A 16,727-nucleotide genomic window follows, 5' to 3' on the forward strand; every position below is an offset into this window, starting at 1 on the left:
GGCGGTGGCGGCGCGGCACAGGCACCCTTTTCGAAGGGGCACCCTTTCGGTAGCGACGAGGCACCGTAGCGACGAGGCACCCTTTTCGTGGAGTAGGCGGTAGCGGCGGCGGTGGCGGCGCAGCCATTACGAGGAGGCACCCATTTCGTAGGGTTTCTTGAAGCCAGAGGCAAAACAACAGCTCTACAGATCGCCTGGACGGTCTGCCATCGGGTCCATCTTGAAGCTAGCCGCCGATCCTCGGCCGTATTGGGGAAGCTGGCTGTGGAAAATGCAAAGCGGTGAGATTTCAGCCTACATCTCACCTCAAATCCGCTTTGGCGGATCACACTGGACAGTCTTTTGGTCGCTGAAGTGACGTCGCGTCAATGTCAATCCGGTGCGAGCTGATGAAAAATAAACGGGAGACGTGGTGGGAAACACCCCGCGGGAAAGATCGCACCGCGGTCTCCTGCCTTCAGGCGCTCGGCTGCCCGCCTGTAGGCCTCCAAGAATTCTCGGTAGGCCGCTGTCAAGCGTCGGCGCGCGTCCTTCGAAACACAGTGAAATCGCGGAGCCGGCGACTTTGTCGTCTGATTGGGTCTCTGGAGCGGGCTCTGTGTCAGCACTCGCGACACTCCGAGGGGTTTTCGTCCCGTCCGGCGTTGTCTCTTAGCCGTTTCGTTTGCCACGTCGTCGATCAAGCCTTGGATTCTCGCTCGATAGTCTTCTGAAGTCAGGTGCTGCCAACACGGAAGCGGAGTGAGTTCAACGAATTCAGGCTCCGAGAATTCCTCGTCGGATGCGACCTCAGCCCGTCGGCGGGCGTTGTACTGCTGGGTTCGGTCGATCCAGGCGCCGCGCAGAGGCTCTCCCGAAAGAAGGGCTTTGGCGAAGGGAATGCCTGGCCAATCGAGAGGGCTGGAGACTAGGTCTTCTTTGCATCCGTGAGCCAAGAGGTAGCGCAGTCGTTCGATCTGCGCTACCGGCTCCTCGCTGACCAGAGTTGGTCGGTAGCGCCGGCTCCAGATGCGATCTTTCCATCCGTGGAGGCGCCCGACTTCTTTGGCGAGCTTGCCGTTGAGTAGGTTCATGAAGGCAGCCAGCTGCTGGGCGTTCTCGACCGAGATCAGGAGGTGGTAGTGATTGGAGAGGAAGGCTCCGCAGTGGATCTTTACTCCATGTCTACGTTGAGCCCGCCCGATGATTCCCAAGGCTAGTGAGTTGAAGCGCCGGCTCGGACGCAAGAGAAAGCGCTGTTGGATGGTGCGAGTGGTGACGAGAAACAAGCCACCTTGCGGGGGTACGTAGAGTATTGGTCTGGCCATATCTAGGGGGACGCAAATGCGGGCGATCGCCTTGCGTAGGCGTCGAATCTTGGTTCTTTGAGACCCTTGGATGGCTTCGAGAACCGAACCGGAACGGAACGAAAAGGGTGGTGCTCCCGGAACGAAGAGGGAGGTGCCTCGAGACCGGTGAACGAGAAGAGCGGTGCTTCTAGAGCGAGCTTCTAGAGCGAGAGTTAGAATTTGGCTATGAAACGAACCCTTCATGACGGAAGAGAGGACGGCCTCGAGCCGCTGGAGCCACTCGATGTGGAGAAAATCTCGAGCTTCGCGGAAATGCTGCGGGGAATGTCCCGCACGGCCTTTGCCGGGCGGCGGCTGGGCGAGGCCTACGAGGTGCTGCGGGAGATGGTGGAGGATCCCGACTGCACCATCGTGGTCACCCTTTCCGGCGCCATGACAATCGCCAAAATGGGTCGGGTTCTGTGCACGATGATCGACCATGGCATGGCCGACATCATCGTTTCTACTGGTGCGCTGATGGCCCACGGCCTCTCCGAAGCGATTGGCGGGGTCCACTACAAACACGATCCATCGCAAAGCGATGAGGAACTCTACGAGAAGGGCTATAACCGGGTGTACGACACCTTGGAGATGGAAGCGAATCTCAGCGAAGCCGAGCGACTCATCACCCGAGTGCTCAGGGAGCGTGACCCTGCGGAGCCACTCTGTTCCTTTGAGCTACACCAGGCGATGGGCCGGAAGCTGACCGAGGAAGGGGCTCTTCCCAGCATTCTAGGAAACGCCTATCGGGCCGGAGTGCCGGTTTATGTCCCAGCCTTTACGGACTCGGAACTCGGTCTCGATGTGGCGACTCAGACATTGCGCGAGGCCTACCGGCCGGGAGCAGAGGCCGATTCAGAGTCTTTTTTTTCGACCGCACCGGTATTCAATCCATTTCTTGATTTGCTGGATATCACCAAACGCCTCGTCTCGGCGAAACGGTTGGGAATCTTCACCATCGGAGGTGGTGTGCCGCGCAACTGGGCACAGCAGGTTGCGCCCTTCATCGATGTCGTCAATCTTCGCCTGGGCTCGGAACTGTCGCTTCCTCGCTATCGATATGCCGTGCGTATCTGCCCGGAGCCGGTGCATTGGGGCGGATTGAGTGGCTGCACCTACTCGGAAGGGGTCTCCTGGGGCAAGTTTCTGAGCCCGGAAGAGGGTGGCCGGTTTGCAGAAGTTCACTCGGACGCGACAATTGCTTGGCCGTTGCTGATCCGAGCTGTGCTCGAAGGGCGATCGTCGAGCGATTCCGGGCCGCCCGGTGGCGGCGGCGGCGGCGGCGAAAAGGGTGGCACCTAGGAAACGGGGCGGCGGCGGCGGCGAAAAGGGTGGCACCTAGGAAACGGGGCGGCGGCGGCGGCGAAAAGGGTGGCACCTAGGAAACGGCACCTACTCGGAAGGGGTCTCCTGGGGCAAGTTTTTGAGCCCGGAAGAGGGTGGCCGGTTTGCAGAAGTTCACTCGGACGCGCCAATTGCTTGGCCGTTGCTGATCCGAGCTGTGCTCGAAGGGCGATCGTCGAGCGATTCCGGGCCGCCCGGTGGCGGCGGCGAAAAGGGTGGCACCTAGGAAACGGTATCTAGGACCACGCGGGGCGAAAAGGGTGGCACCCACCTAGGAAAAGGAGCACCTAGGAAACGGAAAACGCGGCACCTAGGACAGGCGCATGAAAAATCCCGCCGTCCCCTTGGCAGGGGAGGCGGGATTTTCTTTCCACCGGGATGCCTACTTGCGGGTGGCGAAGAGTTCGAGGTTCTTGAACTCGCCCTGGTCCGTCACGATGTAGGACTCGTAGGTGTATCCGGTATCCGTGGCGGTGGTGACGCCTCGGTTCTTCATCTTGTTCCCCATCGGGTCCATGATGTTGGCGGTCATCGAACGCGACTTGCTCTCCGGATCACACTCGCCCTTGAAGACCAAGGTGTAGGTACCCATGTTGTCCACCCACACGCCGGTGTACTTCTTGGTCTGATTGTCGTAGCCGTCGAGTGCATGGCCCTGGAAGTCCTGACCCATGACCTCGGCGGAATAGTTGGTCTCGACAAAACGATTGCCGAGAATCCACTTGCCCTCAGAGGTACCGGTGGACTCCATGGCCGGAGCACCCGGAGCCGGGTACATCTTCATCTTCACATCGAATGTGCCGACGGTGGCGCCAAGAGTCTTGTGGCAATCGCCCGGCGTGGCGAGCTCTTGCATGGCGGCCATCATCTCGTTCATGTCGCCCATTTCCCCGCCGTGGCCTTCGCCACCCTCGTGGTGATCGGCGAAGGCCGGGATCGCCAGCAAGGCGAACACCAGTGTCAATCCGAGGAACTTTGCGGTTGTCTTCATCTCATCTTCTCCTTGACTGCGTTCAGGGTGCCGGCACCGAAATCACCGCATGAGCGGCTGATCTTGCCACTGAAATGTTCGGTGCAGAGGTAGAGTCTACCGCAAGCTGGCTCAACCGGTGGAATCCGCGGATCGCCGCCCGGTGGCGCGGGCCACCAGCAGAATGACCACGTTCCACAGGCTCCACCAGCCCACCGTGTACCAGTTGGGGTACACGACCACCGCCAGGTAGTTGCCAAGACCGATGAATAGGGTGGCGGCGACGGCCGGGCCGCTGGTGACTTCCGGCAGGGGGATCCGCGACACCATCAGGACTGCGATCACCACCACCAGCGAAGCGGAGATCGCGAGCGGAATCTCGTCGCGCATCAGGGTCAGGGCCATCAAGTAGCCGGCTCCGATGGGTGAGGGCAATCCCGTGGTGCGCGGCGCTTTTTGGTGGACATCGGAGGTCAGATTGAAGCGCGCCAGCCGCAGAATTGCCGCCAGCAGGTAGGTGGCGGAGATCCCAATGCCGATCGGACCGATCTCCGCGAATAGTGCCCGGTGCACCAGAAAGGCCGGGGCGGCTCCGAAGCTCAAGGCGTCGCTGAAGCTGTCGAGTTCTTGTCCGAACTTGCTGGTGGCCTTGAGAATGCGGGCCACTCGGCCATCCAGGATATCGAGGATGATCGCCGCCATCAGCAGATAAACGGCGGTGTCGAAGCGATCCTCCGCCGCCGCGACCATGGCGAGAAAGCCGGTCACGATGTTGGCCGCCGTCAGAGCGCCGGGAACGATCAACCGCGAGGGTTTGGGATGGGACACGGAACGGCAGCATAACTCAAGGCCGGAGCCTTGTGAGCGGGGCGCCGGGTAACTCGTCGCCGGCCTCCCCGTATGATGTCTAGGATCGGCCGCTTGTCGCGGCCCGCGCTCGTATCGTTTGGAACCGCAGTAGGGAGAACGGTAGATGAAGAACTCGAAGCTCGAAGGGTGGCTGGTGTGGGTGAGCCTGGGGTGCCTGTGCGCTCTGCCGGCGGCGGCCGACTGGCCGCAGTTCCGAGGCCCCGGGGGATCGGGAGTCGCGGCCGAGGACGAGAGCCTGTCCCCCTCCTGGCCGGAGGCTGGGCCCAAGGTGCTCTGGCGCAAGGCACTGGGCGACGGATTCGCCACCCCGGTGGCGGCCGGCGACGCCATCTATGTGCTCGCCGGCGACGCCGAGGGCGAGTTCGCGGTGCGTTTTGATCCGGCCAGCGGCGAGGAGGATTGGCGTACCCCCATCGGTCCGCTCTTCGAGGAGGCCTTTGGCAACGGTCCCCGCTCCACCCCGACGGTGGACGGCGATGTGCTCTTCGCCCTCTCCTCCACCGGCATGCTGAGCGCGCTATCCCTCAAGGACGGCGCGGTGCGCTGGCAGGTGGATGCCGGTGAGGCGTGGGGGGCCAAGGTGCCCCAGCGCGGCTTCTGCCCTTCGCCGCTGGTGGTGGGCGATCTGCTGATCCTCGAGATCGGGGGTTCCGAAGGCCGCGGCATCGTCGCCTTGGACAAGGCCAACGGCAAGGCCCGCTGGAGCCACGGCGAGTACCGCACCGGCTATTCGACGCCGGTGGTGGCGACCATCGACGGGGTCGAGCAGCTGATTTTCGCTCATTCGACGGTGCCCTTCATCGAAGGGGTGGATCTCAAAGGCAAGAGCCTGTGGAAACACGAATGGCCGCCGGGCACCATCGCCATGCCGGTGTTCGTGCCGCCGAATCGGGTGCTGGTCTCGGCCACCGCGGATGTCGGTGCGGTGCTGTTGGAAATCGCTCGCCAGGACGGCGAGTTCGCCGCCACGGAGGTGTGGCGCAACCGGCTACTCAAAAACCACTTCAGTTCCTCCCTGGTTTTGGGTGGGGAGATCTACGGCTTTGACAACGGAACTTTAAAGTGCCTCGATGCCGCCACCGGCGAGCAGTGTTGGGCCAAGCGCGGCTTCGGCAAGGGTTCGTTGATTGCCGCCGACGGCAAATTGGTCGTTCTCGGCGACCGCGGGCAGCTCGCCCTGGTCGAGGCGACGCCGGAGGCCTACAAGGAGCTGGGTTCGATGACCGCCTTTGAATCGAAGACCTGGAGTTCACCGGCACTGACCGATGGCAGACTGCTACTGCGCGATCAGGCGGAGATTCTCTGCCTGGAGGTGGGTGAACGTGGTTAGGCGCCAGGCCGGCCGTAGAGGCCCGATTGCTCTGGCGATCGTGCTCGTTGCCTGTCTCGCCGTCGAGGTGCCAGCCTTTTCGCAAGACCCCTCGCTCGCCGAACTGCTGGCGAAGCACATCGCCGCCAAGGGAGGGGCCGAAGCCCTGGCGAACCTCGAAGGGTTGCACCTCGAAGGCAACTACACGGCGTTTAGTGTGCCCGCTCCCTTTACCCTCTTGCGCTGGCGGGGAGATGATCGGTCGGCGGTGCGCTTCGAGTATTCGATGCTCGAAAAGCCGGTGGTCGAAGTCTTCGACGGCTCCGAGGGCTGGGCCTTCAACGAGCTGTCCGGCGTGGAGTGGCCGGCTCCCATGCTGCCGCCGGAGCGGGCGTCGCTGCGTGCTTTTTCGGATCTCACCACTCCGTTGGTGGGCCATGCCGACCAAGGCTACGAGTTGGAGCTCGCCGGGCGCGAGGACTTCGATGGAGTGGACTCCTGGCGCATTGATCTACGCCGTGACGGCGATGGCGAAGGCGATGAGCGAGCCGAATCCTGGTTTCTCGATGCCACGAGCTTCTTGGAGGCCGGCGCGGTGGTTCCACGGGTCGACTTTGGCAGCGGGCACCAGGGGCGGCTGTATTTCTCGGACTTCCGGCCGGTGGGCGGGGTGATGATTCCTCACCGGGTGGAGGAAGAGTTCTTCATGCGCCACCGGGTGATGGAAGTGGCGAAGGCCGTCGCCAATCCGTCGATCGATCCCGCCGTCTTCGACCTGCCGTTGCTCGCACCGATGGAGGATCTGGCCTCTCTCGCCGGCGACTGGCAGGTGAAGGTCGAAACCCGCCCCTACCCGGGAGCAGCCTGGGCCGAGGCGGAGACGACCTCCACCATCACGTCGTCCTTCGGCGGTTCGCGGCTGGAAGAGCGGATTGTCCTACAGCTTGGGGGTCGCGCGATCGACCACCTCAACACCCTGACCTGGGACCGTTTTCGGGAGACCTACCAGTGGACCCGCTTCGACAACTTCAGCAGTCTGCTGGACATCCTGCGGGGTACACGCGGCGAGGACCAGCGCATCGTGACGGACAACCTGGAGACGGGAACGGCTCTCGGCAAGGGATCGCCGATTTACCAGCGGGCGTCGCTCTATGAGGTGACCGACGACGGCTTCCAGGTGGATCTTTCGGTGTCGACGGACGGTGGCGAGAACTGGTTCCACAACGTACGCTTAACCTACAGCCGAGAGTGAGGGTTTTGCTCCGAGCCCTGTCGGCCTCGGTCTTGCTCTGCGCGGCCATCACGCCGGCCGTCGCCCACGAGTCGGCGCCGGTGCCGGCCCGGCTCACCCTTGGGCCGGAGAACGCCTATCACCTGGAGGTCAAGCTCGACCTCTATCCTCTGGCGACCGGTCGGCCGCCGGGGCATGGCGGCGGGGAGGCCCGTCGGGAGTTTGCCGCCCTTTCGGCGGATCAGCGGTCCGCTGCCATCGAGCGACTAGAAGCGCTCTTGGAGCGGCGCCTGCGCCTGCGGCTCGATGGCGAAGTGGCGAATCCGGAGGTGCTCTTGCCGGACCTTGCGGGAGCTGAGTTGGGCGACCGGGTGATCCTGCGGGGAGTGGCGCCGGAAGGCGTAGAGACGATTCAGGTGTCCCCCTCGCGCGCTCTGCCGGGTCTCATTCTCAGCCTCCACCGCACGGCTGCCGGAGAGGCCGAGGAGACGGCTTCCCTGCCGCGCGGCGAGGCCGGTCCGGTATGGACCTTTCGGGAGCCCTCGCCTCCCGCAGTACCCTAGGTTTTCTTCCCGAGCCCTCCCTCGCGTCCTCGGATCGAATATCTGAACGCCCAGCTCTGTTCTACAAAAACATACGGCCCAGAAACTTCGTACAGCCGTAGTAGGATGGCCGGACGGCTTTCAAAATCCCCCCGGAGATTCACGAAAAATGTTGGGAACAAGATCAGTGCTCAAGACTCCAGCAACGCCCGTGGCCGTGCTGGCTATCACTCTACTGACTTCCATGCTCTGGTCCGCTGCGGCGATGGCCGGCGAGTGGGCTCACTGGCGAGGGCCGCAGGGCACCGGTGTGTCCGACGAGACAGGGCTGATCGACCAGTGGTCCAAGGACGGTGAAAACCTGCTCTGGCGGGTCGACTTCGTCGGCCGGTCGACCCCGGTGGTGGCCGATGGCCGAGTGTGCGCCACGGGTCGCGTCGGCGACGGTATCGAGCGCCAGGAGATGGCCGCTTGCTTCGACGTCGAAAGCGGCGAAAAGCTGTGGGAGAAGCGCTGGAATGTTTACCACACGACGGTCCCCTGGACCCGCGTGGGCTGGGCCAATCCCACCCTCGATCCTGAGACCGGCTACCTCTACGCCCAGGGCGTGGGCGGATTGTTCTTTTGCTTCGATTCGGCCACCGGCGACGTGGTGTGGAAGAAGTCGTTGATTGAGGAGCACGGCTTTATGGAAGGCTACGGTGGCCGCACCCAGACGCCGGTGGTCGACGAGGACCGGGTGATCATCACCTTCGCCAGCACCAACTGGGGCGCCCAGTCGAGGCCGCTGCACCGCATGCACGCCTTCGACAAGAAAACCGGCGACCTGATCTGGGTGTCGACCCCGGCGGACTCGATGTCCGACAAGAACACCCAGTCCACTCCGGCCATCGCCGAGATCGACGGCCAGCGGCTGGTGATCCAGGGCAACGGCGGCGGTGGCATCTTCGCGGTACAGGCCCGCACCGGCGAGAAGGTCTGGGGCTTCCAGCTCTCGAAGCGCGGCATCAACACCTCGGTGTTGGTGGACGGCACCATCGTCTACGCCGCCCACGGTGAGGAGAACTTGGATGAGCCGACCCTGGGCCGAGTGGTCGCCATCGACGGCACCGGCAGCGGCGACATCACCGCCACCCACGAGAAGTGGCGGGCAGCTCTGGGCGTCGGCTTCGCCTCCCCGACCCTGCACGACGGCCGTCTCTACGTGGTGGACAACAAGGCCGATCTCCACGCCCTCGACGCCGCCACCGGGGAGGAGCTGTGGGAGTTTTCCCTCGGCACCGTCGGCAAGGCGTCGCCGGTGTGGGCGGACGGCAAGATCTACGTGACGGAAGTCAACGGCAAGATGCATATCGTGAAGATCGCTGCCGACGGCGCGACCAGTCTGGACGTAGAGAAACTCTCCATCGGGGACCGCGATGCCGAGATCTACGGCTCTGTCGCCATCGCCGACGGGCGGATCTTCTTCTCCACCGAAGAGGGCCTGTATTGCCTGGGCCGCGAAAAGGGTGGTACCTCGTCGTCGTCGGCGAGTGGTTCGATGGCGGGCGCCGACGAAAAGGGTGGCATCTCGTCCGCTGACGAAAAGGGTGGCACCTCGTCCGCGCCGACTTCGTTGCCCGTTTCGGGCTCGACGGCCAAGCTGTTGGTGGTGCCCGGTGAGGTCGTGCTGACGCCCGGCGAGGCGGTGGAGCTGGAAGTGCGCTCCTTCGATGCGAAGGGCAACTTCCTGGGTGCCAGCCGCAAGGCCTCCTGGTCCGTCGAGAACCTCAAGGGCACGATGGCTGCGGGCCGCTTCACGGCGGCTCGTGAGGTGCCCTATCAAGCCGGCAAGATCGTCGCCAAGGTCGGCGACGTGATGGGCGAGGCGCGGATACGAGTGGTCGCTCCGCTGCCGATGCGCTTCGACTTCGACGACCTGGAGGTCGGCGGCAAACCGACCTCTCAGATGGCTTACTTGGCCGCCTGGGCGGTCGAAGACCGGGACGGCAACAAGGTGCTGGCGAAGAATCCCTCGCCGCGCAAGCTCGACCGCCACCTGACCTTCCTGGGACCGCCTTCCTGGAGCGGCTACACCATCCAGGCGGACATCCTCGGCACCCGCACCGGCCGTCGGTTGCCGGACATCGGCCTGATCAATGGCGGCTACACCCTGGATCTGATGGGCGCCCACCAGCGCCTGGAGGTGCGCTCCTGGCCGTCCGCCCTGCGCATGGCCCAGCAGTCCGATTTCGGGTGGGTACCGGGCGTCTGGTACACCATGAAGATGCGCGTCGACGCCTCCGGCGACACGGCGCGGATCCAGGGCAAAGTGTGGAAGAAGGATGAAGAGGAGCCGGCCGACTGGTCGATCACCGTCGAGGACCCGCTGCCCATTCGTAGCGGCAGCCCGGGACTGATCGCCTACTCGCCGACCCCGCTCTATTACGACAATGTCGAGGTGACGGAGAACCGATGATGGATATGCGAACCCCCCCTTCCACAGTAGCGACCGCCCTGGCGGTTTTCTCCCTGGGCGTCGCCCTCGTCGGGGCGCCGGTCCAGGCCCAGGACTCCAAAGACGTCGCCATGTTCGGCGGCACGCCGTCGCGCAACATGGTCTCCGACGAAACCGGCCTGCCGGAGTCTTGGGATCCCAAGACCGGCCGCAATGTCCGCTGGAGCCAACCTCTCGGCTCCCAGAGCTACGGCGGTCCGTCCATCGCCGGCGGCAAGGTCTTCGTGGGAACCAACAACGAAGGTCAGCGCAATCCGGACATCGTCGGCGACAAGGGCGTGATGATGGCCTTCGCGGTCGAAGACGGCGAGTTCCTGTGGCAGGGGGTGCACGACAAGCTCACCGCCGGCCGGGTGAACGACTGGCCGCTGCAGGGCATCTGCTCGGCGCCCTACGTCGAAGGAGATCGTATGTACTACGTGTCGAACCGAGCAGAGGTGATCGCCGCCGACACGGAGGGGTTCCGGGACGGTGAGAACGACGGTGCCGTCAAGGACGAGGCCCTGAAGGGCGAGCAGAACGAGGACATCCTCTGGCGCCTCGACATGATCGGCGAGCTGGACGTCTTTCCCCATAACCTGGCCGCCGGCAATCCGGTGGTGGTCGGCGACCTCCTCTTCACGGTCACCGGCAACGGGGTGGACGAAGGGCACATCAACATTCCCACGCCGCTGGCGCCGAGCTTCATCGCCGTCAACAAGAACACCGGCGAGCTGGTTTGGGAGAACGACGCGCCGCGCGGCAAGATCCTGCACGGTCAGTGGTCGAACCCCGCCTACGGGGTGATCGCCGGCCGGCCGCAGATCGTCTTCCCCGGCGGCGATGGCTGGATGTACTCCTTTGCGCCGAAGACCGGCGAGCTGCTGTGGAAGTTCGACACCAACCCCAAGGACTCCATCTGGGAGCTCGGCGGTTCCGGTACCCGCAACAATCTGGTGGGCACGCCGGTGGTCTACAAGGACCGCGTCTACATCGGCGTTGGCCAGGATCCGGAGCACGGCGAGGGCCCCGGCAACCTGTGGGTGATCGACGCTACCGGCAACGGCGACATTACCGAGAGCGGCGTGGTCTGGCACCGCGGCGGCGAAGAGTACGGCCGCACCATCTCAACGGTCGCCATCCACGATGGCCTGCTCTACGCCGCGGATCTCGCCGGCCGCCTCTACTGCCTGGACGCGGACACCGGCGAGCACCACTGGACCTACGACGCCTTTGCCGCCATTTGGGGCTCGCCCTACGTCGCCGATGGCCGCGTCTACCTGGGCGACGAGGACGGCGACATCGCCGTTTTGAAAGCCGGCAAGAAACTCGAAGTGCTGCACGAGATCAACATGGGGAGCGCCGTCTACACCACCCCGGTGGCGAAGGACGGGGTGCTCTACGTGATGGCCCGCAATCGCCTCTTCGCCCTCGAAGACGGCGTCGAGGCGAAGCCCGCTGAGAAGCCGGCGAAGAAGGACAGCGGCGGTGACGGTGACGCTGGTGGGGGCGGCGAGGAGTGATCGCCGCCGACGCCCCGAACCCGAAGACGGCGGACCTCGAAGCGGCCGCCGCGGAGGCCCGCGACCGTCTCGACGCCCACGTGCGCGAGATGGTCGCCTGGCACTTCGACGAGGCCACCGGTTCGCCCTTCTGGCTGGAGTGGGCCCACGGCCTGGACTTCGATCCGAAGGACGAGATCGGAGGCTACGCCGACCTCGTCCACCTCGGCCACTTCCAGGATGAATGGCTGCGCGGCGGCCCGGTGCGCCGCTGGGTGCCGAAGGGGCTCGCCGGTCAACCGATCTCGGTGTTCGAAACCGGTGGCACCACCGGGGTGCCGAAGAGCCGGGTGAACATCGAGGACTTCCGCATCGACTACGAGCAGTTCTCGGACAGCCTGTCCGACGAGACCTTTCCGCGCGGTGGCGACTGGCTGATGCTCGGTCCCACCGGGCCGCGACGCTTGCGCCTCGCCATCGAGCACCTGGCGCAGCACCGCGGCGGGGTGTGCTTTTTCGTCGACCTCGATCCGCGCTGGGTCAACCGGCTGGTCGGGGACGGCCGCCTGCGCGAGCTAGAGGCCTACAAGGACCACGTCATCTCCCAGGCCCTGACGGTGCTGCGGGCGCACGATATCCGCTGCCTGTTCACTACCCCTAAATTGCTCGAAGCGCTGTGCCAGAAGATCGACCTGGTGAAGGCCGGCATCCAAGGAATCTTCTGCGGCGGCACCGAGATGAACGCCCAGTTCCACCGCTTTGCCCGCGAGGAATTGGTGCCCGGCGTGGACTTTGTGCCGACCTACGGCAACACCTTGATGGGACTTGCCCACTCGCGGCCCTTCGATCCGGCGGTGGGGGACTACTCGATCGTCTACTACCCGCCGCAGCCGCGGGCGGTGATCGAGCTGGTCGATCCGGACGACACCACCCGTACCGTCGGCTACGGCGAGACCGGCCGGGTGATGCTTACCACCCTCACCCGCGAGTTCTTCATGCCGCGCTTCCTGGAGCGCGATGAGGCGGAGCGGGCGGAGCCCATCCCGCTCTACCCCTGGGACGGCGTGTCGGATCTGCGCCTGTGGGCGCCGCTGCGCGAAACCGTCTCGGTGGGGGTGTATTGATGCTGCACCTGCCCATCCTGCGCGGCGGTGTCGGTCAGGGCGATGCGCCCTACCGCAGCCTGAATGTCGAGGTGCTGCCGCACGTCGTCACCGGAAAACCGGTGGCGGAGGTGAGCCAGGCCAATCCCGGCCTGATCGCCCGCGATCTGGCCCGTTCCGCCGAGCGGCGGCGGGTGCTCGAAGGACTCAGCGGCCGGGAGCTGCTGGCGATCTGCGGCCGGGCGGCGAAGCTCTTCGTGGAGGGCGAACTGCCCTGCGGCATCGACGGCGAGAGGCAGTCGCCGGCGGATTACGTGCGGCAGCTTTCGTCCACCACCGGCATGCCCGAGGCTCTGTGCCGGGCCAACATGGCGAAGCTCGAATTCGTCTTCGCCGAGATGGAGCGGGTCTTGGCCGGGCTGTCCCGCGGCCTCGATCCGGAAGCTCTCGATCGTGGCTTCATCGAGGAGGACGGCCGCACCGTCAGCTATCTGGCCCAGGCGGATTCCCTGGGGATCATTCTGCCGAGCAACTCGCCCGGCGTGCACTCCCTGTGGCTGCCGTCGATCGCCTTGAAGACGCCGGTGACCTTGAAGCCCGGCTCGCGCGAGCCCTGGACGCCCCTCCGCGCCTGCCAAGCATTCCTTGCCGCCGGTTGCCCGCCGGAGGCGGTGGCCTTCTACCCCACCAGCCACTCCGGTGGCGCCGAGATCCTGCTCGGCTGCGGCCGCTCGATGCTGTTTGGCGATCAGCACACGGTGCGTCCCTGGAAGAACGACCACCGGGTGCAGCTCCACGGCCCCGGCTGGAGCAAGGTGCTGCTGGCGGCGGATGCCTTCTCAGCGCACGACGAGGGAGCGATCCTCGATGTGGTGGCCGAATCCGTCGCCTCGAACGGCGGCCGCTCCTGCGTCAACGCTTCGGGCGTGTGGGTGGACCGCGCCGCGGCAAGGGGACGCGAGTTCGCCGCGGCATTGGCCGAGCGCCTGGCGGGCATCGAAGCCCGCCCCCTCGATCATCCGCAGGCCGCCCTTGCCGGCTTCGGCGACCGGCGGGTAGCGGAAGCGATGAGCCGGATGGTCGACCAGCACCTCGCCACCGGCGGCGCCGAGGACCTGACCGCCCGGTATCGCCCCGTCGGCGACCGGCTGGTCGAGGTGGACGGCCTCACCTACCTGTTGCCGACGGTGGTGTGGTGCGACGACCGCAACCATCCCCTCGCCCAAACGGAGCTTCTGTTTCCCTTCGTCAGCGTGGTGGAAGTCGACCTCCAAAGCGACCTCGATGACTTGCCGCCGAGCCTGGTGGTGAGCGCCTTGACGGACGATGCGAATCTCCGTCGCCGGCTCCTCGGCCACCGCTCCGTCGAACGCCTGAACCTCGGCTCCATCCCCACCAGCCGGGTGTCCTGGGATCAGCCCCACGAGGGCAATCTCTTCGGGCACCTCTACCGTCAGCGGTCCTTCCAGGCCAGCGCCTGAGAATCGACCCCCCATCCGAGAGATCCGACCCATGAACCGACCCCACACCCTCCCCGCCGCCGCCGCCGACCGGTGGAGCGCGCAGGTGGGCACCGTAGCGGTGCGCTTCGGCGCCGGTTGCCTGATGGAGCTGGGCGAGGCGGTGCTTGCACACGGCGGATCTCGGGTATTCCTGGTGACGGACCCGGGGGTGCGCGCGGCGGGTATCGCGCCGGCGTCGGAAGAGCGTCTGCGGGCGGCCGGTTTGGCCTTCGAAGTGTTCGATGGAGTGTCCGAGAACCCGACCGCTTCGCAGGTGACCGCCGGGGTGGAGGCGGCCCGGGAATTCGGGCCGGACTTCATCGTAGCCGTCGGTGGCGGCAGCGCGATGGATTGCGCCAAGGGCATCAATCTGGTGCTGATCAACGGCGGGCGCATCGACGATTACGAGGGCCGCCACCGGGCGCCGCGGCCGCTGCTGCCGTCCGTCGGCGTGCCCACCACTGCCGGTACCGGCAGCGAGGCCCAGTCCTTCGCCTTGATCTCGCGCGACGAGGACCACCGCAAGATGGCCTGCGGTGACCAGGGAATCCGCTTCCGGGAGGTGCTGCTCGATCCGGAGGTGCTCGTCTCGGTGCCCGCCGCGGTGGCCGCCCGCTCCGGCCTGGATGCGGTGTCCCACGCCGTCGAGAGCTACGTCACCCGCGCTGGCCACGCCGTGTCGCGGATGCTGGCGCGGGAGGCCTGGCGGCTCCTCGACCGCTCGCTGGAAGGCTTCCTGGCAGACCCCGGGGAGCTCGAGGGCGCCGCCGACGTGTTCCTCGGCGCCCACCTGGCCGGTGCCGCCATCGAACAGTCGATGCTCGGCGCGGCTCACGCCTGCGCCAACCCGCTGACCGCCCGCTGGGACATCCCCCACGGCGCCGCCGTCGCCCTGATGCTGCCGGCCGTCGTGCGCTTCAACGCGTCCGTGGCGGAGGAGCGATACGGCGAGCTGCTGCCGGCGGGTCAGCCGCAGCGCGAGGGCGCCGCCGCCGACAAGCTGGCCCGGCGCCTCGAAACGCTGCGCGCCGCTGCCGGTCTGCCGGGCTCTTTCGCAGACTGCGGTGCCGCGCCGAACGAAGGCGAAATCGCGCAGCTCGCCTCCCAGGCGGCGACCCAGTGGACCGGTACTTTCAATCCCCGTTCCCTCACCCCCGACGACTTCGCGAGGCTCTATGCGTCCGTGCGTTGAATCTCAGGGGGGCTGTTCCAGCCCCCCTCGACCCGAAGAAGTGCGATTCTTCGGGTCTCACCCCCGTGCGGGGCGCCCCCGAGTCGGCTGCGCCGGTTCGCCGATGCCGGCTCACACGAGACTCCCGCCGTCAATGCTTCAGCGAGCTCCTAGAGTTTGCAAAGCGCTGTGGATCCATTGCATCGCGCTGCTGCTCTGCGCCGCGCCCGCCGCTGCCGACTGGGCGTCGTTCCGCGGCGACTCGTCCCTCACCGGCCGCGCCGACGCGGCCTTGCCGGAGCGGCTCGAACCGCTGTGGACCTTCCAGGTCGACGATGGCTTTTTTGCTACCGCGGCGCTGGTCGACGGCAAGGTCTACGCGCCGGCCTTGGATGGTGTGCTCTACGTTCTCGACCAGGCCACCGGCTCTGAGCTGTGGAGCTACCGGGCGAAGAACGAGATCAAGTCGTCGCCGCTGGTACGCGAGGGCGTCGTCTACTTCGGCGACGAGTCCGGTGTACTCCACGCCGTCGACGCTGAGACCGGCGGGGCCCGCTGGACCTTCGAGGCCGGCGCCGCCGTCACCTCGTCGCCCAACCTGGCCGGCGGCTGCCTGCTCTTTGGCGCCTACGACAACAACCTTTATTGCCTCGATCCGGCGAGCGGGAAAGAGCGCTGGAAGGTCGAAACCCAGAGCTATGTCCACGCTACCCCGGCGGTGTTTGACAACTCCGAGGTGCTGATTGCCGGCTGCGACGGCGCCCTGCGGCGGGTGCGGCTAAAGGATGGCGAAGAGCTGGGTTCGACTTCCCTCGGCGGATATGCGGCGGCCAGCCCGGCGATCACCGAAGGTGTCGCCGTCGTCGGCACCTTCGAGAATCAGGTGCTCGCTGTGGAGGTGGCTTCCGGCGAGGTGCGCTGGACTTACGAAAACCCCGAGCGCGCCTTTCCGTATTACGCCTCGGCGGCCATCGCTGGCGACCGGGCGGTAGTGGCCGGTCGCGACAAGGCGGTGCGCGCCCTGTCTTTGAAGGACGGTTCGGAACTGTGGAAGCGTTCCTTCCGGGCTCGCCTCGACGCCTCGCCGGTGGTGGCCGGTGAGCGGGCCTACATCGCCGGCCAGGACGGCAGCCTCCACGCCCTCGGCTTGGCCTCCGGAGAGGTCGCCTGGCAGTTCGAGACGGGCTCCGCCTTCGACGCCTCGCCGGCGATCGCCGACGGCCGCCTGGTGATTGGCAGTGCCGACGGCACCTTGTATTGCTTCGGAACCCAATCGTCGTCGGTGGAGTCCAACGACTCCGCGAGCAGGGACAAAACGCGAGCTAGCCGATGACCACTTTCCCATCGATCTCTTCGATCCCGCTCCAAAGAATGCGACT

12 protein-coding genes are annotated in these 16,727 nt (G+C 65.6%); 10 read left to right on the plus strand and 2 right to left on the minus strand.

What is annotated here, in order from left to right; translation table 11 throughout:
* Positions 1-1,514: 1,514 nt before the first annotated feature.
* On the plus strand, positions 1,515-2,630 hold the full coding sequence (locus tag AAF481_08570) for a deoxyhypusine synthase family protein (protein MEM7481212.1): 1,116 nt from the start codon (positions 1,515-1,517) through the stop codon (positions 2,628-2,630).
* A gap of 424 nt (positions 2,631-3,054) precedes the next feature.
* Here AAF481_08570 and AAF481_08575 read toward each other — a convergent pair whose 3' ends face one another.
* Both AAF481_08575 and pssA read right to left on the minus strand, forming a co-directional pair.
* Entirely contained in the window at positions 3,055-3,663 is a 609-nt protein-coding gene (locus tag AAF481_08575) for a DUF1579 family protein (GenBank protein MEM7481213.1), read from the minus strand.
* A 111-nt stretch (positions 3,664-3,774) separates the two neighbouring features.
* On the minus strand, positions 3,775-4,470 hold the full coding sequence (pssA, locus tag AAF481_08580) for a CDP-diacylglycerol--serine O-phosphatidyltransferase (protein ID MEM7481214.1): 696 nt from the start codon (positions 4,468-4,470) through the stop codon (positions 3,775-3,777).
* Positions 4,471-4,615: 145 nt separating this feature from the next.
* Between pssA and AAF481_08585 the strand changes: the two genes are divergently transcribed.
* The 9 genes from AAF481_08585 to AAF481_08625 all read left to right on the plus strand — a co-directional run bounded on the left by AAF481_08585 (position 4,616) and on the right by AAF481_08625 (position 16,681).
* Positions 4,616-5,842 carry a PQQ-binding-like beta-propeller repeat protein gene (locus AAF481_08585; protein MEM7481215.1) on the plus strand — a complete coding sequence of 409 codons (1,227 nt, stop codon included), beginning with the start codon at positions 4,616-4,618 and terminating at the stop codon, positions 5,840-5,842.
* A gap of 40 nt (positions 5,843-5,882) precedes the next feature.
* Positions 5,883-7,073 carry a DUF1579 family protein gene (locus AAF481_08590; GenBank protein ID MEM7481216.1) on the plus strand — a complete coding sequence of 397 codons (1,191 nt, stop codon included), beginning with the start codon at positions 5,883-5,885 and terminating at the stop codon, positions 7,071-7,073.
* Positions 7,074-7,078: 5 nt separating this feature from the next.
* Positions 7,079-7,615 (plus strand): hypothetical protein, encoded by a 537-nt coding sequence (locus tag AAF481_08595; GenBank protein ID MEM7481217.1) that lies wholly within the window; start codon positions 7,079-7,081, stop codon positions 7,613-7,615.
* A gap of 166 nt (positions 7,616-7,781) precedes the next feature.
* A complete protein-coding gene (locus AAF481_08600; protein MEM7481218.1) occupies positions 7,782-10,052 on the plus strand; it encodes a PQQ-binding-like beta-propeller repeat protein in 2,271 nt (756 codons plus the stop codon).
* 5 nt (positions 10,053-10,057) lie between these two features.
* On the plus strand, positions 10,058-11,593 hold the full coding sequence (locus tag AAF481_08605; protein ID MEM7481219.1) for a PQQ-binding-like beta-propeller repeat protein: 1,536 nt from the start codon (positions 10,058-10,060) through the stop codon (positions 11,591-11,593).
* The gene (locus AAF481_08610) at positions 11,590-12,696 is read left to right on the plus strand and encodes a hypothetical protein (protein ID MEM7481220.1); all 1,107 of its coding nucleotides are present in this window, start codon (positions 11,590-11,592) and stop codon (positions 12,694-12,696) included. Before AAF481_08605 ends, AAF481_08610 begins: the two co-directional genes overlap by 4 nt.
* Positions 12,696-14,156 (plus strand): aldehyde dehydrogenase family protein, encoded by a 1,461-nt coding sequence (locus AAF481_08615; GenBank protein MEM7481221.1) that lies wholly within the window; start codon positions 12,696-12,698, stop codon positions 14,154-14,156. Before AAF481_08610 ends, AAF481_08615 begins: the two co-directional genes overlap by 1 nt.
* A gap of 31 nt (positions 14,157-14,187) precedes the next feature.
* Positions 14,188-15,369 carry an iron-containing alcohol dehydrogenase gene (locus tag AAF481_08620; protein ID MEM7481222.1) on the plus strand — a complete coding sequence of 394 codons (1,182 nt, stop codon included), beginning with the start codon at positions 14,188-14,190 and terminating at the stop codon, positions 15,367-15,369.
* Between the two features lie 133 nt (positions 15,370-15,502).
* Entirely contained in the window at positions 15,503-16,681 is a 1,179-nt protein-coding gene (locus AAF481_08625; GenBank protein MEM7481223.1) for a PQQ-binding-like beta-propeller repeat protein, read from the plus strand.
* The last annotated feature ends 46 nt before the right edge of the window (positions 16,682-16,727 follow it).

The organism is Acidobacteriota bacterium (assembly GCA_039030395.1).
Classification (GTDB): Bacteria; Acidobacteriota; Thermoanaerobaculia; order Multivoradales; family JBCCEF01; genus JBCCEF01.

Coding starts and splice junctions, on each gene's coding strand:
- AAF481_08620 (MEM7481222.1), top strand. CDS start 14,188: ATGAACCGACCCCACACCCTCCCCGCCGCCGCCGCCGACCGGTGGAGC.
- AAF481_08575 (MEM7481213.1), bottom strand. CDS start 3,663: ATGAAGACAACCGCAAAGTTCCTCGGATTGACACTGGTGTTCGCCTTG.
- AAF481_08570 (MEM7481212.1), top strand. CDS start 1,515: ATGAAACGAACCCTTCATGACGGAAGAGAGGACGGCCTCGAGCCGCTG.
- AAF481_08605 (MEM7481219.1), top strand. CDS start 10,058: ATGCGAACCCCCCCTTCCACAGTAGCGACCGCCCTGGCGGTTTTCTCC.
- AAF481_08615 (MEM7481221.1), top strand. CDS start 12,696: ATGCTGCACCTGCCCATCCTGCGCGGCGGTGTCGGTCAGGGCGATGCG.
- AAF481_08625 (MEM7481223.1), top strand. CDS start 15,503: ATGCTTCAGCGAGCTCCTAGAGTTTGCAAAGCGCTGTGGATCCATTGC.
- AAF481_08585 (MEM7481215.1), top strand. CDS start 4,616: ATGAAGAACTCGAAGCTCGAAGGGTGGCTGGTGTGGGTGAGCCTGGGG.